The sequence below is a fragment of the Streptomyces sp. NPDC048419 genome (genome assembly GCF_043200415.1).
Taxonomy (GTDB): domain Bacteria; phylum Actinomycetota; class Actinomycetes; order Streptomycetales; family Streptomycetaceae; genus Streptomyces.
Genome location: NZ_JBICXT010000013.1, coordinates 54838 through 79242 on the forward strand (window position 1 = coordinate 54838; position 24405 = coordinate 79242).

The window sequence follows — 24405 nt, forward strand, 5'->3', positions numbered from 1 at the left end:
GCTCGGGACGGTCAACGCCAGCTCATACTAGGGGAGTTGGCGGACGCGGACATGGGTTGGAGGACGTCCCCCTCCCCCGAAGGTGACGTCCTCCAACCGCTCCCCCGGCGCCGGACTGTGGGCCGGCCGACCGCGTGGGGTGGCGGTCCGTGCTGTCACCAGCACATGACCGCTGTCTCCCCCGGACCCCACGCGGAGTACAGACGGACGCGGACGTAATAGCGGCGTCCTTTGACCAGGCGGGCCTTCATCGTGGCGTTGTGCGGCTCTCCGCCGTCGTCGCGCCCTGCGACGTAGCGGGGCACGTCGTCCCGTTCCTCGAAGAGGACCAGGACGGAGTCGTTCGCGCCGAACGTGCCCACGGTGTACTCGCGGGTCTCCGGCGGGTCGATCACGAAGTCGGCCTGCTCACCGGGCGCGAGACGCAGCGGCACCGAGCGGAAGGGCTCCAGCGCGGGCAGCTTCGGCGAATCGGCCGGCGGGTACCAGCGCAGCGCGAACTCCTTGTCTGCGGGCGAGAGCGTGCCCTGCGGGTTCAGGCCCGCACGGAACTGCTCCGGCTCCAGGATCAGCCCGCCCGGGAACGGATACTCCATGATCGACTGCGGGTCCCAGACCGAGCCGTTGACCTCGGAGGGGTCCAGCTTGCGCAGGATGTTGAAGAACGTCGTGTCCCGGCTCCAGAAGTTCGGCGGCCCCGCCAGCTCGGCGTAGACGGCCTCGTCGTCCCAGTGGATGCCGGCGAACGGGCTCTGGTGCTCGTGCAGCATGCCGAGCGCGTGCCCGATCTCGTGCAGGGCCGTCCCGCGCTCCCCGGGCACGGTCAGGTCCCAGCCGAAGTTCATGGTGCGCTCCTGCTGCCCGGCCTGCAGGCAGTCCTTGCCCACGGTCGACCAGGAGCCGTCGCCGAGCTGGAAACCGATGCGCAGTTCGGCCTCGGAGCGGTCGCCGACCTCGACGAAGGAGACCCCCATGCCGAGGTCCTGCCACTCCCGGAAGCACTCGCGCACCACGTCCTGCTGCTCCTTGGCACCGGCCCACGACACCCGGCGGGACTGGCCCGTCCCCGGTACGGGGATGACCGAGCCGTCCTCGTCGCCGTCGAAGAAGTAGTAGTGCAGGACCGTGCCGTTGACCCACATCGCCCGTCCGGCGATGAGCGCACCGAGCCTCTCGGCGGTCAGCCCCGGTGTGAAAGCGGGGGCCGACTGCTGCGCGAGGGAGCAGTAGCGTCCGGTCATGCGCACAGACTGCCGCGAGGGACGGCACAGGCGCCTGAGTCGAGGTCTACTCAAGTCGCCCTGTATCAGGAATGAGTACTCGCACTCATACTCCCGTGACGACCTTCGAACGCGACGCGAAGACCCTGGAACTGCCCTGGCCGTTCACCGGACGTGAGGACGAGCTCGAGCTGATCCGCCGGTCCCTGAGCGCCGGTCACCACGGCATCGTGGTGACCGGCCCGGCCGGCTCCGGCAAGACCCGGCTGGTCACCGAGGCCGTGCGGGGCAGCGACCGCGCCCGCGCGGCCGGCACGCCCGAGACGCGTCACATCCCCTTCGCCGCGTTCGCCCACCTGCTGCCCGAGGCGGTCTCCCTGCACCGGGCGGTCCAACTCCTCTCCGACGTACGGCTGCTGGTCGTCGACGACGCGCATCTGCTCGACGACGCCTCCGCCGCCCTCGTGCACCAGCTCGCCGTGCACGGCCGCACCCGGCTGATCGCCGTCGCCGTGGACGGCGGCCCGTATCCCGGCGCGGTCTCCCGGCTGTGGACCGGGGAGCTGCTGCCGCGCCTCGCCCTGGAGCCGCTGCCCCGCGAGGACACCGAGCAGCTGCTGGCCGCGGGCGTCGGCGGCAGCCTGGAGCCGCTCACCCTCAACCGCCTGCAGCACCTGTGCCGGGGCGATCTGAGGCTGCTTCGCGACCTGGTGGACGCGGTGCGCGAGCGCGGCCTGCTCACCCGCGCCGCGGACGCGGACGGCTGGGTCTGGCGTGGCCCGGTGCCGGTCACGGCGACCGTCCGCGAGCGCACCGCCCGGGTCCTGGAATTCGCGGGCCCGCAGGAGCGCGGGACGCTCGAACGGCTCGCCTTCGCCGAGCCCCTGCCGCTGCACCTGGACGACCTCGACCTGCGGATCCTCGAGAACCTCGAGGCCGGCGATCTGATCCGCGTCGACGACCACGGCACCGTCCGCCTCGCGCACCCGCTGCACGGCCCGGTGCTGCGCGCCGCGGCCGGCCGGCTCAGGGCGGCCCGCCTGTCCCGTACGCCGGCCCAGTGCGACGCGGCACTCACCGCCGAGGCGGCCATGCTGGCCGGGCGGATCGAGCGGGGGGACGTACGACCTGCGGCCACGCCGGTGGGGGAGTGGCTGGCCCAGGAGGGCGCGACGGTACCGGCGGGGTATGCCGCCGTGCGCGCCCGATTCGCGCGGCTTCGGGGGGAGCTGCGTGAAGCGGCGGCCTGGGCGAGGGAGGGGCTGCGGGACACTGTGCACGACGTGTCCTGCCGCACCGAACTCGCCCTGGCCGCCGCGCAGTCGGGGGACGCGGCCACGGCCCGGGAGACCGTGGCGGGCTGCCCGGACCTTCCGGAGGCGTCGGCCTGGCTGGCCGCGGCCCGCGGGGACGCCGACGCGGCGGTGGCGGCGATCGGCGACGTCACCGACGGCATGGTGCAGACGTACGGCGCGGGCGGCGACTGCACGGACACGGCGTTCGCGCTCTACGACCTCGTACGCCTCGGAGCCCCTGAGAAGGCCGCCGGGCGCCTTCCGGCCGAGGGCGTGTTCGCCCGGCACGCCGAAGCGCTGGCCCGCGCGGACGGGCCGGCTCTGGACCGGGCGGCCGAGGCCCTGGAGGAGCGCGGGTTCGTGCTGTTCGCCGCCGAGGCGCACGCGCAGGCCGTCCGCGCCCACCGCGACCCGCACGCCGCACGCACCTCACGCACGCGTGCCGCCGCGCTGGCCCGCCGCTGCCAGGGCGCCCGCACCCCGGCCCTGTCCGGCCTGGTTCTGGGCGAACTGACCGCCCGCCAGCGCCAGATCGTCACCCTCGCGGCCGCGGGCCTGAGCAACCGGCAGATCGCGGAACAGCTCACGCTGTCCATCCGCACCGTCGGCAATCACCTCTACAGCGCCTACGCCCGCCTCGGCGCGAGCGACCGGGGCGCGCTGCCGTGGCTCGTCGAGCTGCCGGAGGTGCAGCCCGCCTGAGCCGCGCCCATGAACCGGCGGTCTGACCCCCAGTATTCGGGGGAGGGGTCAGGCCGCCGCCTTGTGCCGTGACGCCCTTGCCGCGCCGGGCCGTTCAGGCCGCGCCGAACGCCGTGAACGCCCAGCCCGTCGCCTGGTGCAGCGCGTCCCAGGGCAGGGATGCGCGTGCGTCGCGCAGCGCCTCCGCCAGCGACAGGCCCGTGTCCAGGCCCTTGTGCAGCGCGAGCATCAACGGCACCACGGCGGCGTCGTTGACGGGTGCGCTGCTGGCCACCACGCCCGCCGTGCCCAGCGGCAGCAGGGCGGTGACCAGGCCGAGGAGCTCGTCCGCGCCGACCGAGGCGAGACGGGCGGTGTCGCAGCAGGACAGGATGATCCGGTACGGGCTGCGGTCCAGGCGCTCGAAGTCGTGCACGATCAGCGGGCCGTCGGCCATCCGCAGCGAGGAGAACAGCGGGCTGTCGGCCCGGAACGTGCCGTGCGCGGCGATGTGGGCGAGCGCCGCGCCGTCGAGCTCCTGAAGGACGCGCGTCGCGCGCGCGGCGTCCTCCTCGAGGAGCAGCGGTGTGCCGTAGCGATCGGCGAGTTCGGACACCTCCGCGCCGCCGGTGGCCAGGCCCGGGCCGCGCACCAGGACATGGCGGCCGCCGGGCGGCGGCTCGGTCTCGCGGGCGCGCAGCCAGCTGCTCGCCGACGGGGACACGCTCAGCACCCGTTCGCGCAGTGAGGGCAGCAGCGCCCACGGCACGCTGTGCAGCCGGCCCGGCGGCACGATGACGACCGGCCCGGAACCCAGGTGCGCGGCGGCCGGGCCGAGCAGCAGTTCCTCCAGGCGGCGGCCCATGGCCTCGACCACCGGGAGCCGGCCCTCCGCGCCGGGATGGGCGAGCCGGCGGAGCCCGGCCTGCACATGCTCGGTCTCGGTCTCGGCGTCGGCGAGCCGCCCCGCCTCGAACCGCCGCACCCGCCCCTGACCGCACAACAGCACCTGCACGCGCCCGTCGAGCACGGCGAGCTCCACCAGCCGTACCTCGCCCAGCCGGTGCAGCAGCCGGGCGGGCTCGAAGCGGTCCTCGGCACCGGGCGCGGCGCCCTTCAGGTGCAGGGTCCGGGCGCGGATCTCCCGCTCCAGACGCCGCTGTTCGCGCTCCAGGACGGGGATCGGGCGGCCGTCCCTGCGTCCCTCCTCCGCACGTGCGGCGATCTCCCGGAACGCGGTCAGATCGCCGAGCAGGGCGGGGTCGGCGGGCGGCCTGGTCGGCGGTGCGGTCAGGACGGTGGCCCGCCAGCGTTCGCTCCACGTCAGCAGCCGGCGCGGGCCGCCGGAGTCGAGGCTGGCCTGCTGCGCCAGCGCGGCCAGTTCGGCGCCCTGCTCGGTGGCGCGGGCCCTGAGCTCCGAGGCGCCCAGCGTCATCCGGTGGTCGTCGAGCACGTCGAGGCCGCGCCTGCACGCCTCCAGCACGCCCCGCCCGGAGCCGGCCGCCCGGGCCCGCAGCGCCTGCGCGGCCCAGCCCGTCATCCGCGCCAGCGGCGGCCCGCCGTGCCGGCTGCGGGCGGCGACGGCCAGATGCCGCTCCGCGTCCGCCGTCCAGCCCAGGCCGAGCGCGATCCGGCCGGCCAGCAGCGAGGCCTCCGGCGCGGCCGGTGCGCCGAAGGACGCCAGCCGTTCGGCCACCGCCGCCGCGTCCGCGACCAGCCGTCCCGAGCGGCGCCCGGAGGCCACCCGCGCCTGGAGCAGCACCAGCTGGGCGTGCGTCTCCCACCAGGTGCGGCGCTGTCCGGCGAACAGCCGCACCGCCAGCGCCGCACGCGCGATCGCGGTGTGCGGGTCGCCCGCGAGCCGGGCCGCGCGGGCCGCGACCAGCAGCAGCTCCGCCTTGCGGGTGGACTGCCCGCCGATGCCGTCCAGCGCCCCGATCACCGCGTCCGCGACGGTGAGCGCCTCCGGGGCGAGCCCGGCCGCCATCAGGACGTCACAGCGGCGGATGGAGAGCATGAAGGACGGTGTGCCGAGCTTGGCGTAGCGTTCCTCGGCCTCGTCCATGAGCCGCAGCGCCGCCGGGATGTCGCCCTGGCGGAAGGCGGCCAGGCCCCGGCTCTCCACCACGTCCGCCTTGTCGTGGTCCTGGCCGGTGGTGTCCCACAGCGCCTCGGCCGCGGTGAAGTCGGCGTCCGCCCGGTCCACCGCGCCGAGCGCCAGATGCACGGTGGCCCGCAAGGTCAGCGCGCGCGCCGTCCAGATGACGTCGTCGGCCTGGCGCAGCACCGGGATGGCCCGGCGTACGTCGTCCAGTGCCTCGCGGTGGCGGCCCAGCACCCAGGAGGCGTAGGCCCGCCGGAACAGCACCCGCGCGCGGGTGTGGCCGCTGCTGACGGTGACGCCCCGCTCCAGCGCCTCCAGGCCCTGCCGGGTGCGGCCGGCGTGCACCAGCGCCACGCCGAGCGCGGCCAGGACGTCCGCCTCCCGGTCGGGTGCCTGTGCGCGTGCCGCGAGGTCGCGGGCCTGGCGCAGATGGTGCAGGGCGATCTTCATGTCGCCCCAGTCGCGCTGCCAGATGCCGATCACCTGGTGGGCGACGGAGGCGCGCCAAGGCGACGGATCGGCGTCGAGTACGCCCTGCGCCCGGGCCCGGGCCTCGCCCGGGTCGGCGAACACCATCGGCAGCAGTTCGAGCACCGTGTCGCTTGCCCCTGTCACTCCACGGATAGTAGTGGCCCCTGGTAGCGGCCACACCGGTTTGGTGCTGTATCAACCAAAGGCCCCGAGACTCTGATTGACGACTGCCGCCTCAACGGGAGGACCTGCCATGGCGCCTCAGCGATTCCGAGAGCAATTCGACCAGATCCAGCGCTCGATGCCCGATGTCTCCCTGGCCCTGGGGCCCGACGACGCGGCCGAGTTCATCTACGAGAAGGGTGTGGTCCTGGCTCGTGACGGCGAGGAGGCGCGGCTCGTCGAGGACACCGTGCGCACCCACTTCACCGAGGCGACCGGCCTGAGCGCCGACCGTGTGCAGCGGGTCAGCCCGGAGACCAACCGCTCGGGCATCACCCGCATCCAGGTCGGCGACCCGGGCCACGGCGACCGGCACGGCGACCGGTCGGTCGCGCACGCCCTGCGGGCCATGCGCGAGCACGAGGGCCGTCAGCAGCGCCGGCTCGTCAGCCGCAACCACGTGGTGTCGATCGCGGTCAACTCCTGTCCCGGCGACGAGCCCGTGCCCGCCCCGCTCGCCCAGGGCACCAACCCGGCCGCGGCCGAGGGCCGGCACGACGCGGACAGCGCGGTCGGCGTCCTGGTCATCGACAACGGCCTCACGCACGACTACGGCATGGTGCCCCTCCTCGCCCACGTCCAGGGCGACCTGCACGGCATCGAGACCGACGACCAGGGCAACCTGCTGCAGTACGTCGGCCACGGCACCTTCATCGCGGGCCTGGTCGCGGCCGTCGCGCCCAACACGGACATCACCGTGCGCAGCACCCTCAACGACGCAGGCGCGATCCTGGAGTCCGAGTTCGGTGAGCGGCTGTTCGCGGCGGTGGACGAGCACGGCTGGCCGGACATCATCAGCCTGTCCGCCGGCACCTCAAACGGCCGCGTCGACGGCCTGCTCGGCGTCGAGGGCTTCATGCAGGAACTGCGCGGGAAGCGCACCCTGATGGTCGCCGCCGCCGGCAACAACGCCAGCGCCACCCCGTTCTGGCCCGCCGCCTACGCCTCCCTGCCCGACTTCGCGGACGTCGTCCTGTCGGTCGGCGCGCTGCGCAGCGACGGCGAGTTCGGCGCCTGCTTCTCCAACCACGGTGCCTGGGTGAGCGCCTTCGCCCCCGGCGAGCGCCTGACCAGTGCGCTGACCGGCTTCGACGCACCGGTGCCGTACCTGTACCAGCATTCCACCTACGACGCCTGCCGCTTCGGCTTCGGCTACGCCTGCACCTGCCAGTACCCGCGCCACACCGGGGCGCTCAGCGAGGCCGGCACGCCCACCGCCGCCAAGGCCGACCAGGTGATGTTCGAGGGTTACGCGCACTGGAGCGGCACCTCCTTCGCGGCGCCCGTGGCCGCAGGCATGGTCGCCGCCTACATGACGGCCAACAAGGAGGGCGACGCGCGCGCCGCGTGCAAACAACTGCTCACCGCGAACACCGAGTTCGCGGAGGTGCGCGGGGCGCATGTACCGGCGCTGCGCCCGGCCGGCTGGCGCCCGGCTTCGGTCGTGCAGCTGTCCCCCGGAGCATGAGGTCAGGAACGGCCCCTTCCACGGCGTACGATGTCATGCCGTACTCGAGGGGTGGAACCGTGGACCGAGCAGATGTCGGCGCGCTGGTCCAGTCCGCCGTCGACGGTGACGCGGCGGCCTGGAAGGCGCTCGTGGAAGGGCTGAGCCCACTGGTGTGGTCCGTCGTGCGCTCGCACCGGCTCTCCGAGGCCGACGCGCACGAGGTGTACCAGACGGCCTGGTTCCGTTTCGCCCAGCACCTGGGCCGGATCCGGGAACCGGAGAAGGCCGGGGCATGGCTGGCCAGTACCGCGCGGCACGAGTGCCTGAAGGTGCTCAAGAGCTTAAGGCGGCTGACCCCGACGGACGATCCGCAGCTGCTCGACCGGGTCAGTGAGGACCGTACGCCCGAGCAGTCGTTCCTCGACCTGGAGGAGGCGGCCGCCCAGAGCGAGCGGATCCGGCACCTGTGGCAGGAGTTCGAGGAACTGGGCGAACGCTGCAGGCAGTTGCTGCGGGTCCTGATGTCCACGCCGCCGCCCAGCTACCAGGAGGTGTCCGCGGCGCTGGGGATCGCCGTGGGCAGCATCGGACCGCTCCGCCAGCGCTGTCTGCGGCGCCTGCGGGCACGACTCGAGGCACGGGGAGCGGTGTGAGGGACATGGACGACGACATGAGTGACATGAGCGGCGAGGACGCCTTCGAGGGCGAGTTGCAGGGCGACGACCTGGAACTCGACCTGCTGGAGGAGGAACTGCGCCGGGCCACGGCCATCCTGGACCCGGTGCCGCCCGAGCTGCGCCAGATCGCCGTCGAGGCGTTCGCGCTGCACGACCTCGACGAGAAGATCGCCGAGCTGACGTTCGACTCGGTCGTCGACGCGATCCCGGTGCGGGGAGCGGTGGACGTGCCGCGGATGCTGACGTTCCACGCGGGCGGGGTGACCGTCGACGTGGAACTGTCCGCGCAGGGCCTGATGGGGCAGGTGCTGCCGCCCCAGACGGCCGGGATCGAGGTGCTCAGCGGCCCGGTCTCGGGCTCGCCCCTGGAGACCGACGCCATGGGGCGCTTCACCTACGGCGAGCCTCCCGCCGGCCCGTTCGCGCTGCGGCTGCGGACCGGCGAGGGCGTGCTCGTCACGGACTGGCTGACGGTCTGAGGTTCCGGGGCCCTGCCCTCACCAGGTGACGGGCAGGGTCTGCGGGCCGCGGATCATGGTCTTGCGGCGCCAGACGACCTCGTCGGCGGGCACCGCGAGCCGCAGGCCGGGCAGCCGCTCCAGCAGCGTGCCGACGAGCAGTTCGGTCTGCAGGCGGGCGAGGACGGCTCCGGTGCAGTGGTGCGGGCCGTTGCCGAACGCCAGATGCGCGTTGGGGTCGCGGTCGGGGTCGATCCGGTCCGGGTCGGGGAAGACCTCCGGGTCGCGGTTGGCGGCCAGGTAGGAGACGTACACGGGCTCGCCGGCGGTGATGCGGTGGCCGTGCAGCTCCACGTCCTCCAGGGCGATACGGGCCAGCCCGACCGAGGCCCGGTGCGGGATGAAGCGCAGCAGCTCGTCGAGCGTCTCTTCGCGCGTGTGCGGCTCCTTGACGCGCTCCTTCAACTCCGGGTGGGAGAGCATCAGGAACAGCATCTGACCGCAGTTGTGGGTGACCGCCTCGCCGCCGATCTGCAGCGGTCCGGCAAGGCCCACGGCCTCCTCCTCGCTGATCTCACCGCGGCCGACGGCGGCACCGAGCAGCGAGTACACGTCCTCGTCCGTGCTGCCGGCCCGTGCGCGGACGGTGGCGGTGATCCACCCGTACATGCCCTTCTTGGCACGGTCGGCGGCCTCGGCCCCGCCGGAGGTGGAGATGATCTGGCGCGTCCAGGCGTGCACCCGCTCCCGGTCCGCCACAGGTACCCCCATCACCTCGCTGACCACGGTGATCGGGAACGGCTCCAACACCCGCTCGACCAGATCGGCCGGCGGCCCATCGCCTACGACACCGTCCACCAGACCGTCGAGGATGGTCTGCGCCCGGGGCCGCAGCCGCTTCATCGCACCCACCGTGAACGCGCCCGCGATCGGCTTGCGCAGCCGGTTGTGCTCCGGCTGGTCGGCCCAGGCGAGCGAGCCGGACCGGGGAGCGAAGTTGGGGGCGAGCCGGGTGACTTGGCGGCGGGTGACCTCGGTACGGCTGAACCGCGGATCGTTCGTGATCAGCTTCACGTCGTCGTACCGGGTGGCCAGCCACGCCCAGCCCTCACCGTGCGGCAACCGGATCCGCGTCAACGGCCCCTCACGCATCAGCTCCGCGAGCACCGGATCGAACTCGGTCCCGCCCAGATCGAGCGCCGGCCACTCCCGCACCGGCGGCGGCACCTGCTCCGTCAACGTGCTGATCTCCTCGCTCATGCCTCCCACCCTGGGCCTGCGCGCGGGGGCTGTCGCGCGGGAGTGCTCCAGGCGGAGGCCGGTGATCACGCGCGAGATAACGGGACACCTGGTCAGAACTTCGTCGTCACGTCCGTCCTGGCCACCTTCCGGATCGCCGCCGCGGTGATGCCCCGAGCACCCGTCAGGTCGGCACCCCTGAGATCCGCGTCCTCCAGATTCGCTCCGGTCAGGTCCGCATATCTCAGAGACGAGCCCGTCAGACGTGCGTCGCTCAGCTCCGCGTGGCTCAGGTTCGCCTCGGTCAGGTTCATGTAGCTCGCGCGCGCAAAGGCCAGGTTCGCGCCCTTCAGGTCGGCGCGGAAGAGGTTCATCCCCGACAGTGTCCGGGTCGGCAGCTCGACGCCAGGGACCCTGATCCGGTGCAGGTCGGTGAACTCATGCGACGCACGAGGGAGTCGCCCCAGCACGGTCAGCGCGGCCTGGACGTCCGTATCCGGCTCCGGCGGGAGCTTGGCGTCCGGGACGGACGTCGCCGGATCGTGTTCGCGCACGAACGCCGCCAGCACATCGATGATGGTGGCCCGGTCCCGCGCGGAGTCGTGGGCGATGCGCTCCAGGGCGTAGACGGCACTGGTCCGGACATCACGCCCCGAAGCGCCCAGCTCCTCGGTGGCTCTGGTGTACCGGTCGATGATCTGGCCTTCCCGGGCCGTGCGCAATTCGTTCTGCCCGGTCCGCCACGACAACGCGGTGGCGACCAGGCCGGCCGCGGCGAAGAACACTCCGAACAGGATGCCGATGCTGTTGAACCACTGGTGCCGGCTCTGACGCCGCCGCTCCCGCTCCTCGGCTTCGTACTGCTTCTCCTGCTGGAGCAGCTCCCAACGGCGTTCCGCGGGCAGCGCGTTCAGCTCGTCCTGGGTCGGTTCGGTGACGCGGACCGGGGTCGGCTGCGCCGGTGCCGGCCCGTCTGGATTCTCCGAGTCCGCGGCATTGGGTGCCGGGTCACCGGGCCCCTCATCGGGATCCTCACGGGATTCGGGATCGCGGTTCACGCACGGCACGATACGGGTCGTGATCGCCGTGCAACAGCCTGCTACGTGACCGGACTTGAGGCGCGGCCAGTCGGCCCGTCAGCATCCCGTCACGGCGGCGGCGAGTGTGGACAGGGCCGTTGCCGGGCGGGTGAGTGCGGGGGTGGCAGGGCCGCCCGGTTCGATCATGTACGTGTCGCGGCGGATCTCCACCATCAGCGCGCTGACACGGGTGTCCTTGCCGTAGAACTCCAGTGGTACGTAGGCGCCGCCGAAGGGGCTGTCCAGGGCCGTTTCCCCGCAGGGTGCGAACGCTTTTTTCGCCGCCGCGAGCAGTTCGGGCGGTGTGTGGAAGGGGTCGGTGCCGAGGCAGATCGGTGGGCGGGGGCCCGTGCCGTGGAGTTCGTAGGGGAGTGGGGCGGTCGGGTAGGAGTGGACGTCGATGATCACGGCTCGTCCGGTGGTGGTGAGGCGGTCCGCGACCGCCTCGGTCATGGCCTCGGCGTACGGCCGGAAGTAGCGGGCGATCAGCGGCTCGGGGTCGGTGGCCGTGGGCCGCAGTGCCTCGCGGTGCGTGGTGCGGGTGTAGACCGCGCCCATGCCGACCGACAGCATCTCCTCCCGCTCGTCGGGGAAGCGCTCGGGGTCGACGACCAGCCGCGAGAGCCTGTTGACGAACCTCCAGGGAGTCACCGCCGACAGCTCGGCCGCCGCCTCGGCGATCTCGGCCGTGTGCGCGTCGGTGATGTGGTCGAGCTCCCGCTCCAGCGCCGCGTCGTCCAGCACGATGCCCGCGCGTACGTCGGCGGGTATGTCCCGCGCCGAGTGCGGCACATGGAGGATCACGGGGGAGTCGGCGGCGCCGGGCAGGTACGCGAACGACGGGGCGCTGTGGGGCATGGGCTGCTGCTCCTGGGGTGGCGATGCGGCCAGGGCCGCGGAAACGACCCACGGCCAATGATCGCGCAGCGGTCCCGCCCGGCCCCGGCCTCGCAGGGTGGGCTTGTCAGACCCCTCGCCTACTCTCGATCCATGACCGTCCACGAGCTCTCGCGCACCGACGCCCGGCGTATCGCCGTCCGCGCCCAACTCCTGGATGCCACGCGGCCGGACGGGCTGCTCGACGTGGTGCGCGGGCTGACCCTGCTGCAGATCGACCCGATCGCCGCGGTCGCGCCCAACGCCGACCTCGTGGCGTGGAGCAGACTCGGATCGGCGTACGCGCCGGACGAGCTGGCCGCGGCGCTGGAGAAGCGGACGCTGGTGGAGCTGCAGGCGATGGTCCGGCCGGCCGAGGACCTCGCGCTGTACCGCGCGGAGATGGCCGAGTGGCCCGAGCGGGGGACGCCGTCGTCGTGGCGGGAGTACCACCGGACGTGGGTGGCGGCCAACGAAGCCTGCCGCCGGGACATCCTCGACAGGCTCGGAGCCGACGGGCCCCTGCCCTCCCGCGAGCTGCCGGACACCTGCGCCGAGCCGTGGAGATCGAGCGGCTGGACCAACAACCGCAACGTCACCAAGCTCCTGGAGCTGATGGTGCAGCGCGGCGAGGTCGCCGTCGCCGGACGCCGGGGCGGCGACCGCCTGTGGGACCTGGCCGACCGGGTCTATCCCGGGACGGCGCCCCTCCCGGTCGAGGACGCCCTGCGCCTGCGCGACGAGCGACGGCTGAGAGCCCTCGGCATCGCCCGCGCCCGCGGACCGGAGTGCCAGGTCGAGCCCGCCGATGTGGGCGAGGCGGGCGAGCCGGCCGTCGTCGAGGGCGTCCGGGGCAAGTGGCGGGTGGATCCGGCCCAGTTGGGCCTGCCCTTCGAGGGACGGGCGGCCCTGCTCTCCCCCTTCGACCGCCTCGTGCACGACCGCAAGCGCATGGCGGAGCTGTTCGCGTACGAGTACCAACTGGAGATGTACAAGCCCGCCGCCAAGCGCCGCTGGGGCTACTTCGCGCTGCCGGTCCTGTACGGCGACCGGCTGGTCGGCAAGCTGGACGCGGCGGCCGACCGCAAGGCCGGCGTCCTGCGTGTCAACGCCCTCCATGAGGACGAGCCGTTCACGAAGGCGATGAGCGCGGAGATCGGCCGGGAGACCGAGGATCTGGCCCGGTGGCTGGAGCTGGAGCTCGTTCTGCCCGACCGGACGGGTGTCAGCCGACGCCGCTGACTCCGGAGGCGACGAAACGGCGGTGCATCGGGGAGAACGTGACCTCGGGCTCGCCGGTGATGCCGGCCTGCTTGATGGCGGGCATCAGCCGCTCGGCGAAGAAGCGCTGGAAGTTTGCCTGGTCGTTCCAGACGTCGGTGACGTGCAGCGCGCCTGCGTCGAACCAGGCCACGTGCAGGGCGATGCCCTCCGGCTGGTCGTTCTCCCAGTCGACCGCGTTTCGCAGGGTGTCATAGTGATCGGGCGTGAGCCCTGTCCAGGTGAGGGACAGCACAACAGCCATAGGAGGGCCTCCTCAGTTCGGTTTCCCCTGCGCCCAGTACACCGACCCGGGCCACCGATCTCCCGCCGGGCTACGCCGTTCGTGACACGGCTTCGCCCCGGCCGGGCAGTGTGCCGGCCGGGGCGAAGTCAGGAACGGGCCGTCGAGGCCAGGCGCGTCAGCTCAGCGACGCGAGCGCCTCGTTCCACGTGGCCGACGGGCGCATGACCGCGGCGGCCTTGGCCGGGTCGGGCTGGTAGTAGCCGCCGATGTCGACCTGCTTGCCCTGGACGGCGATCAGCTCGTCGACGATCTTCTGCTCGTTCGCGGCGAGCGTCTCGGCGAGCGGGGCGAAGGCCTTCGCCAGATCCGCGTCGTCGGTCTGCTTCGCCAGCTCCTGCGCCCAGTACAGGGACAGGAAGAAGTGGCTGCCGCGGTTGTCGATGCCGCCGACGCGGCGGGTCGGGGACTTGTCCTCGTTGAGGAAGGTCGCCGTGGCGCGGTCGAGGGTGTCGGCCAGCACCTTGGCGCGGGCGTTGCCGGTGGCCGTGGCGTACTGCTCGAAGGCCGGGACCAGGGCGAAGAACTCGCCGAGGGAGTCCCAGCGCAGGTAGTTCTCCCTGACCAGCTGCTGCACGTGCTTCGGCGCGGAGCCGCCGGCGCCCGTCTCGAACAGGCCGCCGCCCGCCATCAGCGGGACGACCGACAGCATCTTGGCGCTGGTGCCCAGCTCCAGGATCGGGAAGAGGTCGGTGAGGTAGTCACGCAGCACGTTGCCGGTCACCGAGATGGTGTTCTCGCCGCGGCGGATGCGCTCGACCGACAGCTTGGTCGCGTCGACCGGGGCGAGGACGCGGATGTCCAGGCCCTCGGTGTCGTGCTCCGGCAGGTAGGCCTCGACCTTGGCGATCAGGTTGGCGTCGTGCGCGCGGGTCTCGTCCAGCCAGAACACCGCCGGGTCGCCGGTGGCGCGGGCGCGGGTGACGGCGAGCTTCACCCAGTCCTTGATCGGCGCGTCCTTGGTCTGGCAGGCGCGGAAGATGTCACCCGGGGCGACCGGCTGTTCGATGACGGCGTTGCCGCCGCCGTCGACCAGGCGGACCGTGCCGGCGGTCTTGATCTCGAAGGTCTTGTCGTGGGAGCCGTACTCCTCGGCCTTCTGCGCCATCAGGCCGACGTTCGGCACCGAGCCCATGGTCGAGGGGTCGTAGGCGCCGTTGGCCCGGCAGTCCTCGATGACGGCCTGGTAGACGCCCGCGTAGGAGGAGTCGGGCAGGACCGCGAGGGTGTCGGCCTCCTGGCCGTCCGGGCCCCACATGTGGCCGGAGGTGCGGATCATGGCCGGCATCGAGGCGTCGACGATCACGTCGGACGGTACGTGCAGGTTGGTGATGCCGCGGTCGGAGTCGACCATCGCCAGCTCGGGGCCGTCGGCGATCTCGGCGTCGAAGGAGGCCTTGATCTCGGCGCCCTCGGGCAGGGCCTCCAGGCCCTTGTAGATGCCGCCCAGTCCGTCGTTCGGGGACAGGCCGGCCGCGGCGAGCGTCTCGCCGTACTTCGCGAAGGTCTTCGGGAAGAAGGCGCGCACGACATGGCCGAAGACGATCGGGTCGGAGACCTTCATCATCGTCGCCTTGAGGTGCACGGAGAACAGGACGCCGTCCTGCTTGGCGCGGGCGACCTGCGCGGCGAGGAACTCGTTCAGCGCGGCGGCGCGCATCACGGAGGCGTCGACGACCTCGCCCTCGAGGACCGGCACGGACTCGCGCAGCACGGTGGTGGTGCCGTCCTCGCCGACCAGCTCGATCCGCAGGGAGCCGGCCTCGGAGATCACCACGGACTTCTCGGTGGAGCGGAAGTCGTTCTCGCCCATGGTCGCGACGTTGGTCTTCGAGTCGGAGGACCAGGCGCCCATGCGGTGCGGGTGGGTGTGGGCGTAGTTCTTGACCGAGGCGGGGGCGCGGCGGTCGGAGTTGCCCTCACGCAGGACCGGGTTCACGGCGGAGCCCTTGACCTTGTCGTAGCGGGCCTGGATCTCCCGCTCCTCGTCGGTCTTCGGGTCGTCCGGGTAGTTCGGCAGCGCGTAGCCCTGGCCCTGCAGCTCGGCGACCGCGGCCTTGAGCTGCGGGATCGACGCCGAGATGTTCGGCAGCTTGATGATGTTGGCCTCGGGCGTCTTGGCCAGCTCGCCCAGCTCGTGCAGCGCGTCAGGAATGCGCTGGTCCTCGGTCAGGTACTCCGGGAACACCGAGATGAGGCGTCCGGCCAGCGAGATGTCCCGCGTGGACACGGCGACACCCGCCTGCGAGGCGTACGCCTGGACCACCGGCAGGAAGGAATACGTCGCCAGGGCCGGGGCCTCGTCAGTGTGCGTATAGAAGATGGTCGAGTCAGTCACCGGGTGCTCCGCTCCACGTCTGCAACATTGCTCGACATCAAGATATCTCGTGAGCGGGCCGGGCTCGAAAGGGGTCGGCCACACGTCCCACACTCCGGTACCCGATCAGAGCGGTCGATGCGCCCCGGCGGTGCGGGCGAAACGGCTGTTGGTGCAACCAAAGGGGTCCCTGCCGGGTCCTGGAAGTTGATCGTGCATTTGATCGTCGACGGCCGGATCTGACCACCCGGCCGCCCGAGCGAAAGCTGACCATGAGATATCGCGCCAGAGTGACGGCCCCCGTGGCCGCCCTGATCGGTACCGCAGCCGCCCTGACCACGGCAAACGCGGCCTATGCCCGCCCCTCCAACCTGAAGGACCCCGGTACCCCGGGCCCCGAGACCCTCGGCGACTCCGTCTTCCCCGGCCTCGGCAACGACGACTACCGGGTCTCGGCCTACCACCTCGACATCGCCTACGACGGCACGACCCGGCTGGTCGACGCCGCGGTGACGATCTCGCTGACCACCACCCAGGCCCTGAGCCGCTTCTCCCTCGACGCCCTCGGCCTCGACATCCGCACGGTCCGCGTCGACGGCCACAAGGCCACCTTCGAGCAGGCCGGCGAGAAGCTGCGCATCACGCCGAAGACCGCCCTGGCCGCGCGGGCCCGGGGCAAGGTTCGGGTGGAGTACTCCGCCGACCCGCGCCGCACCCTGGCCCACACCGCCTGGGTGCCCACGCCGGACGGCTTCGCGCTGTGCCCGCAGCCGGACTCCGCGCACACCGCCTTCCCGTGCAACGACCATCCCTTGGACAAGGCCGACTTCAGCTTCCGCATCACCGTCCCGAGCGGGCTGCGCGGCGTCGCGAACGGCGTCCAGACCGGCACCGAGAGCCTGTCCGGCGGCCGTACGGCGTACTGCTACCGGTCCCGCTCGCCGATCGCCACCGAACTGGTGCAGATAACCGTCGGCGACTACGTGATCAAGGACCGGCAGGGCCCCAACGGCCTGCCGCTGCGGGACGTCGTGCCCACCGCCCGCGCCGCCGCCCTCGAACCGGCGCTCGCGCTCACCCCGAACCTGGTCCAGTGGCTCGAGGCGCGGCTGGGGGCCTTCCCGTTCGAGACGTACGGGCTGCTGCCGTGCAACTCCGACGACGCCAACGCCTTCGACTTCACCGGCCTGGAGACGCAGACCCTCACCCTGTACAAGCCGAACTTCCTGCTCCAGCCGGAGAAGAGCATCGGCTCGCACATGATGCACGAGCTGGTCCACTCCTGGTTCGGCAACCTCGTCAGCCCCGGCAACTGGGCCGACCTGTGGCTGAACGAGGGCCACGCCGACTTCTACGGACTGCTCTACCGGTACGAGCGCGGCTGGGCCGACTCCCTCGGCCTGACCACCATGGAAGCCCGGATGAAGGACACCTACGCCCGCGGCGACCAGTGGCGCCACGACTCGGGTCCGGTGGCCGCGCCGAACGCGGCCGATCTCTTCGACAGCCAGCGCTATCTGGGCGGCGTGCTGGTCCTGTACGCCCTGCGCCAGGCGGTCGGCGAGGACGTCTTCAGCGCGATCGAGCGGACCTTTCTGGACCGGCACCGCAACTCCTCGGCGACGACGCAGGACTACATCGCCGTCGCCTCGGAGGTCTCGGGCCAGGACCAGTCCGGCTTCCTGACGGACTGGCTGTACGGCACGAAGACGCCGCGGATGCCAGGCCACCCGGACTGGACGGTCACGCCGGTGAACTCGGCGCTCGCCTCACCGCACAGCCGCAGGGGCGGGCACTACCACGACAACTCGGCGACCCTGTAGGTCAGTCGAGGCGGGTGGCGCTCGCGTCGCCCGCCTCCTCGTACGCGTGGCGCTGCTGCGGGATCACCACGGAGCCCTGCTGCAGCGCCACCGTGCGCGCGGGCGACGGGATGCGGATGCCCTCCTCGCGGTAGCGGCGGTGCAGTGCCTTGATGAACTCGTGCTTGATGCGGAACTGGTCGCTGAACTCGCCCACGCCCAGGATGACCGTGAAGCCGATGCGCGAGTCGCCGAAGGTGTGGAAGCGGATCGCCGGCTCGTGTTCCGGGACCGCGCCGTCGACGTGGGTCATCACGTCGCCGATGACCTCCGTCGTCACGCGCTCGACGTGGTCCAGGTCACTGTCGTAGGCGACGCCCACCTGCACCAGGATCGTCAGCCGCTGCTCGGGACGCATGTAGTTGGTCATGTTCGTCCGGGCGAGTTCGCCGTTGGGGATGACGACGAGGTTGTTGGAGAGCGCGCGGACCGTCGTCTGACGCCAGTTGATGTCCTCGACGTAGCCCTCCTCGCCGCTGCTCAGCCGGATGTAGTCGCCGGGCTGCACGGTCTTGGAGGCGAGGATGTGGATGCCGGCGAAGAGGTTGGCGAGCGTGTCCTGAAGCGCGAGCGCGACCGCGAGTCCGCCCACGCCCAGGGCGGTGAGCAGCGGCGCTATGGAGATGCCCAGCGTCTGCAGCACCACCAGGAAGCCGATCGCCAGGACCAGCACCCGGGTGATGTTGACGAAGATCGTGGCCGATCCGGCGACGCCGGAACGGGAGGTGGTGACCGCCCGCACCAGGCCGGCGATCACCCGGGCCGCCGTCACGGTGACGACGAAGATGAGCACCACGGTCAGCACCTGGTTGACGTGGTTCTGAACGGTTCTGGTCAGCGGCAGCGCCGCGCCCGCCGAGGCGGCGCCCGCGACGATCGCCGCCCACGGCAGCACCGTTCGCAGCGCGGCGACGATGACGTCGTCGCCGCTCCAGCGGGTGCGGTCGGCGTGCTTGCCCAGCCAGCGCAGCAGAACGCGCAGCAGGAACGCGGCCAACAGGCCCGCGGCCACCGCGATTCCGGCGATGACCAGGTCGTCCACGGTGACTGCGCGGTTCACCGGTCACCTCCGGAAAGCCGATCTGCGGCGGACGGCGCCGCGGAGTACCGGATGTGAAGTGTCGTCACGTTCCCACCTGCTCGAATCCGAATGTACGACCGCCCATCCTGCCGTACCGGGCACCGTGGTACCGCACGGGAACGCAGCGAGGCCGAACCGGGTCCGTCACATGTCCTGGAACGACCCGTGCCGCCCCGCCCCCGAGGCGAACCGGGCCGCCCCCTCCAGGCTTTCCGTCAACACGCTCATTCCGTGGCGGAGTTCGCCGTGCATGGCCGTCGTCTCGTCCTGGCCGGCCTGTTCCAGTACCGACGCGCGGTCGCCGCGGAGGCATGCCTGGGGGAAGCGGGCGATCTCGGCGGCGAGGGACTCCGCCTCGGTTCGGGACGCGCCGGTGGGGACCACGCGGTTGGCGAGGCCCATGTCGTACGCCTCCTGGGCCGGGACCGGGCGGCCCGTGAGGATCATGTCCATCGCGCGGCTCTGACCGATCAGTCGGGGGAGTCGCACCGTGCCGCCGTCGATCAGCGGTACGCCCCAGCGGCGGCAGAACACGCCGAAGACCGCGTCCTCCTCGGCCACCCGCAGGTCGCACCACAGGGCCAGTTCCAGACCGCCGGCCACCGCGTGCCCCGCGACCGCCGCGATCACCGGCTTGGACAGCCGCAGCCGCGTGGGGCCCATCGGGCCGTCGCCGTCCTCCGCGACCTGGTTGCCGCGTTCGGTGCCGATCGCCTTCAGGTCGGCGCCCGCGCAGAACATGCCGCCCTCGCCCCACAGCACCGCCACCCGCGCCTCCTCGTCCGCCTCGAACTCCCTGAAGGCGTCGGCGAGTTCGGCGGCCGTCGGGCCGTCCACGGCGTTGCGGGCCTCGGGGCGGGACAGGACGACGGTGCTGACGTGTCCCTGGCGCTCGGTACGGACCGGCATCTCGGGTCCCCTTTTCCTGTGCGAGTTTTCCTGTGCGAGGCTGAAGTTCCCTACAGAGGGAGTGTTCCTGATGGCGGTCGAAGGCGTGGCCCTGCCGGTCGCCGTCGTGACCGGAGCCAACCGCGGCATCGGGTACGAGGTCGTACGGCAGCTCGCCGGGCGCGACCACCGCGTCGTGCTCGGCTCGCGCGACCTCGGCAAGGGCCGGGCCGCCGCCGCGCGCATCGACCCGAGCGGGGAGCGGGTCGTCGCCGTACGGCTCGACGTCGCCGACGCCGCGAGCGTGGCCTCCATGAGCGAGCGGGTCACCCGCGAGTTCGGGCGCACGGACGTCGTCGTCAACAACGCCGCCATCCTTTACGACACCTGGGCCCAGGCCCGCACCGCCGACCTCGGCGAGGTCCAACGCGCGCTGGACACCAACCTGTTCGGTGCCTGGCGCGTCACCCAGGCGTTGCTGCCGCTGCTTCGGCGCAGCCCGCACCCTCGCGTGGTCATGGTGAGCAGCGAGGGCGGTTCGCTCGAGTCGATGAGTGGCGGGACGCCCGCCTACAGCGTCTCCAAGGCCGCGCTCAACGCCCTGACCCGGCTGCTCGCCGGTGAGCTGAGCGGGCCGCGCATCCTCGTCAACGCGATCTGCCCCGGCTGGGTCGCCACCGACATGGGCGGCCGCGGCGGCCGTCCCGTCGGCGAGGGCGCCGCCGGGATCGTATGGGCGGCGACGCTGCCCGACGACGGGCCGAGCGGGGGCTTCTTCCGGGACGGCGAGCCCGTGCCGTGGTGACGTCCGCCCGGCTCAGATGACCTTCAGCCGCACCAGTGCGCCCAGCGTCAACGCTCCCGGCACCAGCGGGAGCCAGACCGTGATGATCCGGTAGGCGAGGACGACGGCCGTGGCCACGGCGGCCGGGGCGCCCGCCGCCACCAGCGCCACGATCAGCGCCGCCTCCACCGAGCCGATGCCGCCCGGCGTCGGCACCACCGCGACGGCGACCGTAGCCGCCAGATACGCCACGGCCATGTGCACGGGCGGCACCGGCAGCCCCAGCGACAGGCCGACCAGGACCAGCCCGGCCGCCTGGAGCGCGGGGAAGGCGAGCGAACCGCCCCACAGCGCCAGCGCCCGGGAGGGACGGGTGTGCACCGAGCGCAGCTCGCCCAGCGCCGTGCGCAGGAAGGACAGCGCGGCCGTCCGCAGCCGTCGTACGAGAAGCAGGAGTGCGGCGGCCACCAGCACGACCGCGGCGACGGCGAGCAGCAGCGGGGCCGTCGAGCCGTGGGGCAGCAGGCTGCCGAAGCGCAGCGCGCCGGGGAACACGAGCAGCAGCGTGATCAGCAGCGCCACCCGGGTGACGGACTCCGCCAGCAGATACAGGGCCAGGGCGGCCGAGGAGCGGGCCAGCGGAATGCCGCAGACCGTCATGAAGCGCAGGTTCACCGCCCCCGCGCCGAGACCGGTGGGCAGCAGGTGGTTGGCCGAGCCGGCCGCGAACTGCGTGGCCAGCAGCCGCCGCCTGGGCAGCCGGTCGACGACCGCGCCCTGCCGGGTGAAGGCGGCCGCCACCCAGGTCAGACAGGTGGCACCGGCCGCCGCCAGCAGCCACGGCCACTCGGCCGCCCGCAGATGACCGAAGCCCTCTTCGAGGACCGACCGGTGCTGCACGGCGACGACGGCGACCAGCAGGAGCGGAACCAGGCACAGGATCTGGCGGACCGGGACGCGACGGGGGAGTCGTCCCGGAGGAGGGCCTTGGGGAAGTTGAACCGCAGTCACACCTGGAGAGGTTCTCCGCACCGCGCCAACTGCGGGTTGCGGGATCGCGGACAGCGTCTTACGGACGGGAAGCGGCTGGGGAGGCAGGGCCATGGATGCCTTCGTGCGGGGGGACGGAGCAGCGGAAGTGTTGACCTCAACAACGCTCGAGGTTCTAAGTTCTCTCCCATGAGCATGGAGACCACAGCGTGGACACAGCTGCACAGTGTCATGACGGCCCAGCAGCAACGGCATCCTGTGGCGCGTGCCACGCTGCGCCGTATCGCCGCCTTCGCCCGCCCGCACCGCGCCCGTATGGCGCAGTTCGTGCTGCTCGGGGTGGTGACGGCACTGCTCGCCGTCGCGACCCCCGTCCTGGCCGGCCGCGTCGTCAACGCGATCGTGTCGGGCGGCGACGAGGGCAAGGTCGTACACCTGGCCCTGCTCATCGCGCTGATCGCGGTCGCGGAGGCGGCCCTGGGCATCCTCGGCCGCAGGCTCTCGTCGACGCTCGGCGAGGGGCTCATCCTCGATCTGCGCACGGCTGTGTTCGATCATGTGCAGCGGATGCCGGTCGCGTTCTTCACACGCACACGTACGGGCGCGCTGGTCTCCCGACTCAACAACGACGTCATCGGCGCGCAGCGTGCCTTCAGCAACACGCTGTCCGGCGTGGTCACCAACCTGGTCACCCTGGTGCTCACGCTCGTCGTGATGCTCACGCTGTCCTGGCAGATCACCCTGCTCGCACTGGTGCTGCTCCCGGTCTTCGTGGTGCCCGCCCGGCGCATGGGCAGCCGGATGGCCCGTATGCAGCGGGAGGCGGCCGAGCTGAACGCGTCGATGGGCACCCGCATGACCGAGCGGTTCTCCGCCCCCGGCGCCACCCTGGTCAAGCTCTTCGGACGTCCCGAGGAGGAGTCCGTCGAGTTCGCCGCGCGCGCCCGCCGGGTCGCCGAGATCGGGGTACGGACCGCCACCGCCCAGTCGGTGTTCATCACCGCCCTGACCCTGGTCTCCTCGCTGGCCCTGGCGCTCGTCTACGGCCTCGGCGGCTGGTTCGCCCTGCGCGGCAGCCTGCAGCCGGGCGCGGTGGTCTCACTGGCGCTGCTGCTGACCCGGATGTACGCGCCGCTCACCGCGCTCGCCGGCGCCCGCGTGGAGGTGATGAGCGCCCTGGTCAGCTTCGAGCGCGTCTTCGAGGTGCTCGACCTCAAGCCGCTCATCGAGGAGAAGCCTGACGCGCGCGCCGTGCCCGACGGCCCGGTCGCGGTCGAGTTCGACGACGTCCGCTTCGGCTACCCGTCCGCCGACAAGGTCTCCCTCGCCTCCCTGGAGGAGGTCGCCTCCCTCGACACGCGCGGCGGCGCCGAGGTCCTGCACGGCATCTCCTTCCGCGCCGAACCGGGCCAGACCGTCGCTCTCGTCGGCTCCTCCGGCGCGGGCAAGTCGACCATCGCGCAACTCCTGCCGCGCCTGTACGACGTGGACGAGGGCGCCGTACGCATCGGCGGCACGGATGTCCGTGACCTCACGGCCGCCTCGCTGCGGGCAACGCTCGGCATGGTCACCCAGGACGGGCACCTCTTCCACGACACCGTCCGGGCCAACCTCCTGCTCGCCGCCCCCGCGGCCACCGACGCCGAACTGTGGGACGCGCTGCGCCGCTCCCGCCTCGACGATCTCGTACGGTCCCTGCCGGACGGCCTGGAGACGGTGGTCGGCGAACGCGGCTACCGCCTCTCCGGCGGCGAGCGCCAGCGCATGACCATCGCTCGTCTGCTGCTGGCCCGCCAGCGCGTCGTCATCCTCGACGAGGCCACCGCCCACCTCGACAACACCTCGGAGGCCGCCGTCCAGGAGGCCCTGACCGAGGCCCTGGCCGGCCGCACCGCCGTCGTCATCGCCCACCGCCTGTCCACGGTGCGGGCGGCGGACGTGATCCTGGTGATCGAGGCCGGTCTGATCGCCGAGCGCGGCACGCACGAGGAACTGCTCGCGGCGGGCGGACGGTATGCGGAGCTGTACCGGACGCAGTTCGAGGAGGGCACCGAGGTCGCGCCCGCGGCCTAGGGGGTGTCTGACAATTCCCGCCTGCTCCGCGGCGCCTGGCACGCACTCCCCCAGAGGGGGCGCCCCCAGCCGCGTTGCCGGACCGCCCACGTGACTCCGCCACGCGAGCGGTCCGGCGCCTTGCGATCGCACGCACCAGACGCCGCGGGGCCCGCCCTCCGAGCGGACGACGGGAATTGTCAGACACCCCCTGGAGCGGGTTGCGAAAGCGGTCCCCGGTGCTCAGCCCGCCAGCAGGGCGCCGGCGCCCGGGACCACCGGGTCGAGGTCGAGGGCGCGCAGGGTGCGCCAGACGGTGGCGGCGGACGCGGTCACCACGGGGATGTCGAAGGCGTCCTGGACGGTCTGCAGGGCGGGCAGCGACGGCATCTGCACGCAGGCGCTCAGCACCAGCGCGTCGACGCCCTTGGTGTCCACCTTCTGCGCCAGGCCGGGCAGTTGGCCCGGGTCCAGCCGGCCCACCTCCAGGTTGTCCGGCACCTCCAGGCTCAGCGCGTCGTGCACCTGGAGGCCCTCGGCCTCCAGGTAGTCGCAGACCATGGTCGTCAGCGGCTGCATGTAGGGCGTGATGACGGAGATCCTCTTCGCGCCCAGATGCTGCAGCGCCTCGCCGAGCGCGCCCGCCGACGACAGCACCGCCGGCGCCTTGCGCTCGCCCGCCGACTCGGCGGCCGCGGCGCCGAGGCGCTCCTCGCTGCGGCGGTGGTAGCCGGCGCCCTGCGCCATGATGGCGACCAGGCACGCGTAGGCCATGACGTCCACGTCGGCGTCGGCGAGTTCGACGGCGCAGCGGTCGGAGGCCGCGTCCATCGCGGCCAGCTGATCGGGCGTCACCTGCTGCATGCGCATCCGGGCGGAGTGGAAGGTGAAGCGCTCCGGGCGGATCTTCTCGCGGGCCTGGAGCATGGCCGGGATCTCCGTCTCCATCGTGGTGTTGGAGCTCGGGACGATCATGCCGATGCGGTAGGCGCTGCTCATGGGGGTGCCCTTTCAAGGGGAAGCACGAGGGGGAGGAAGAAGGTGTGCGGGGCACGCCGAGGGAAGGCCGCGGGACAACCGGCGGCCCTGGCGCGG

General features: G+C 72.3%; 19 protein-coding genes. 8 read left to right on the forward strand and 11 right to left on the reverse strand.

The features are described 5' to 3' along the window. Positions 1–155: 155 nt before the first annotated feature. On the reverse strand, positions 156–1241 hold the full coding sequence (locus ACGFYN_RS25920) for a M12 family metallopeptidase (RefSeq protein ID WP_393868244.1): 1086 nt from the start codon (positions 1239–1241) through the stop codon (positions 156–158). A 71-nt stretch (positions 1242–1312) separates the two neighbouring features. On the opposite strand from ACGFYN_RS25920, the gene ACGFYN_RS25925 reads away from it, so the two are divergent. Beyond that, positions 1313–3217 (forward strand): LuxR C-terminal-related transcriptional regulator, encoded by a 1905-nt coding sequence (locus ACGFYN_RS25925; protein ID WP_393868245.1) that lies wholly within the window; start codon positions 1313–1315, stop codon positions 3215–3217. Positions 3218–3311: 94 nt separating this feature from the next. On the opposite strand, the gene ACGFYN_RS25930 is transcribed toward ACGFYN_RS25925, so the two are convergent. After that, the gene (locus tag ACGFYN_RS25930) at positions 3312–5876 is read right to left on the reverse strand and encodes a CHAT domain-containing protein (protein WP_393868438.1); all 2565 of its coding nucleotides are present in this window, start codon (positions 5874–5876) and stop codon (positions 3312–3314) included. A 148-nt stretch (positions 5877–6024) separates the two neighbouring features. Between ACGFYN_RS25930 and ACGFYN_RS25935 the strand changes: the two genes are divergently transcribed. The 3 genes from ACGFYN_RS25935 to ACGFYN_RS25945 are packed head-to-tail and all read left to right on the forward strand — an operon-like array spanning position 6025 to position 8599. Next, on the forward strand, positions 6025–7461 hold the full coding sequence (locus tag ACGFYN_RS25935; protein ID WP_393868246.1) for a S8/S53 family peptidase: 1437 nt from the start codon (positions 6025–6027) through the stop codon (positions 7459–7461). A gap of 59 nt (positions 7462–7520) precedes the next feature. Further along, positions 7521–8096: an RNA polymerase sigma factor gene (locus ACGFYN_RS25940; protein ID WP_393868247.1), complete on the forward strand. Its 576-nt coding sequence runs from the start codon at positions 7521–7523 to the stop codon at positions 8094–8096. 5 nt (positions 8097–8101) lie between these two features. Continuing rightward, positions 8102–8599, forward strand: coding sequence for a hypothetical protein (locus ACGFYN_RS25945; RefSeq protein WP_393868248.1), 498 nt, complete (start codon positions 8102–8104; stop codon positions 8597–8599). A gap of 18 nt (positions 8600–8617) precedes the next feature. Here the strand turns inward: ACGFYN_RS25945 and ACGFYN_RS25950 are convergent, their stop codons facing one another. The 3 genes from ACGFYN_RS25950 to ACGFYN_RS25960 all read right to left on the reverse strand — a co-directional run bounded on the left by ACGFYN_RS25950 (position 8618) and on the right by ACGFYN_RS25960 (position 11754). Further along, complete coding sequence (locus tag ACGFYN_RS25950) at positions 8618–9838, reverse strand: cytochrome P450 (RefSeq protein WP_393868249.1); 1221 nt, start codon at positions 9836–9838, stop codon at positions 8618–8620. Between the two features lie 92 nt (positions 9839–9930). Beyond that, entirely contained in the window at positions 9931–10875 is a 945-nt protein-coding gene (locus ACGFYN_RS25955; protein WP_393868250.1) for a pentapeptide repeat-containing protein, read from the reverse strand. A gap of 78 nt (positions 10876–10953) precedes the next feature. Further along, positions 10954–11754: an N-formylglutamate amidohydrolase gene (locus ACGFYN_RS25960; protein ID WP_393868251.1), complete on the reverse strand. Its 801-nt coding sequence runs from the start codon at positions 11752–11754 to the stop codon at positions 10954–10956. Between the two features lie 132 nt (positions 11755–11886). Here ACGFYN_RS25960 and ACGFYN_RS25965 point away from each other — a divergent pair, with 132 nt between their 5' ends. After that, positions 11887–13014: a DNA glycosylase AlkZ-like family protein gene (locus ACGFYN_RS25965; RefSeq protein WP_393868252.1), complete on the forward strand. Its 1128-nt coding sequence runs from the start codon at positions 11887–11889 to the stop codon at positions 13012–13014. Here ACGFYN_RS25965 and ACGFYN_RS25970 read toward each other — a convergent pair. Then, a complete protein-coding gene (locus ACGFYN_RS25970) occupies positions 12998–13297 on the reverse strand; it encodes a hypothetical protein (protein ID WP_393868253.1) in 300 nt (99 codons plus the stop codon). The genes ACGFYN_RS25965 and ACGFYN_RS25970 overlap by 17 nt on opposite strands. A gap of 157 nt (positions 13298–13454) precedes the next feature. Further along, complete coding sequence (locus ACGFYN_RS25975) at positions 13455–15674, reverse strand: NADP-dependent isocitrate dehydrogenase (RefSeq protein ID WP_393868254.1); 2220 nt, start codon at positions 15672–15674, stop codon at positions 13455–13457. Between the two features lie 251 nt (positions 15675–15925). On the opposite strand from ACGFYN_RS25975, the gene ACGFYN_RS25980 reads away from it, so the two are divergent. After that, positions 15926–17476, forward strand: coding sequence for a M1 family metallopeptidase (locus ACGFYN_RS25980; protein WP_393868255.1), 1551 nt, complete (start codon positions 15926–15928; stop codon positions 17474–17476). Between the two features lies 1 nt (position 17477). On the opposite strand, the gene ACGFYN_RS25985 is transcribed toward ACGFYN_RS25980, so the two are convergent. Both ACGFYN_RS25985 and ACGFYN_RS25990 read right to left on the reverse strand, forming a co-directional pair. After that, a complete protein-coding gene (locus ACGFYN_RS25985) occupies positions 17478–18575 on the reverse strand; it encodes a mechanosensitive ion channel family protein (protein ID WP_393868256.1) in 1098 nt (365 codons plus the stop codon). A gap of 165 nt (positions 18576–18740) precedes the next feature. Further along, on the reverse strand, positions 18741–19505 hold the full coding sequence (locus ACGFYN_RS25990) for a crotonase/enoyl-CoA hydratase family protein (RefSeq protein ID WP_393868257.1): 765 nt from the start codon (positions 19503–19505) through the stop codon (positions 18741–18743). A gap of 70 nt (positions 19506–19575) precedes the next feature. Between ACGFYN_RS25990 and ACGFYN_RS25995 the strand changes: the two genes are divergently transcribed. Continuing rightward, complete coding sequence (locus ACGFYN_RS25995) at positions 19576–20289, forward strand: SDR family oxidoreductase (protein WP_393868258.1); 714 nt, start codon at positions 19576–19578, stop codon at positions 20287–20289. 12 nt (positions 20290–20301) lie between these two features. On the opposite strand, the gene ACGFYN_RS26000 is transcribed toward ACGFYN_RS25995, so the two are convergent. After that, on the reverse strand, positions 20302–21279 hold the full coding sequence (locus ACGFYN_RS26000) for a YbhN family protein (RefSeq protein WP_393868259.1): 978 nt from the start codon (positions 21277–21279) through the stop codon (positions 20302–20304). A gap of 174 nt (positions 21280–21453) precedes the next feature. Between ACGFYN_RS26000 and ACGFYN_RS26005 the strand changes: the two genes are divergently transcribed. Further along, positions 21454–23331: an ABC transporter ATP-binding protein gene (locus ACGFYN_RS26005; protein WP_393868439.1), complete on the forward strand. Its 1878-nt coding sequence runs from the start codon at positions 21454–21456 to the stop codon at positions 23329–23331. Positions 23332–23553: 222 nt separating this feature from the next. Here the strand turns inward: ACGFYN_RS26005 and ACGFYN_RS26010 are convergent, their stop codons facing one another. Beyond that, on the reverse strand, positions 23554–24309 hold the full coding sequence (locus tag ACGFYN_RS26010; RefSeq protein ID WP_393868260.1) for an Asp/Glu racemase: 756 nt from the start codon (positions 24307–24309) through the stop codon (positions 23554–23556). Positions 24310–24405: the final 96 nt, after the last annotated feature.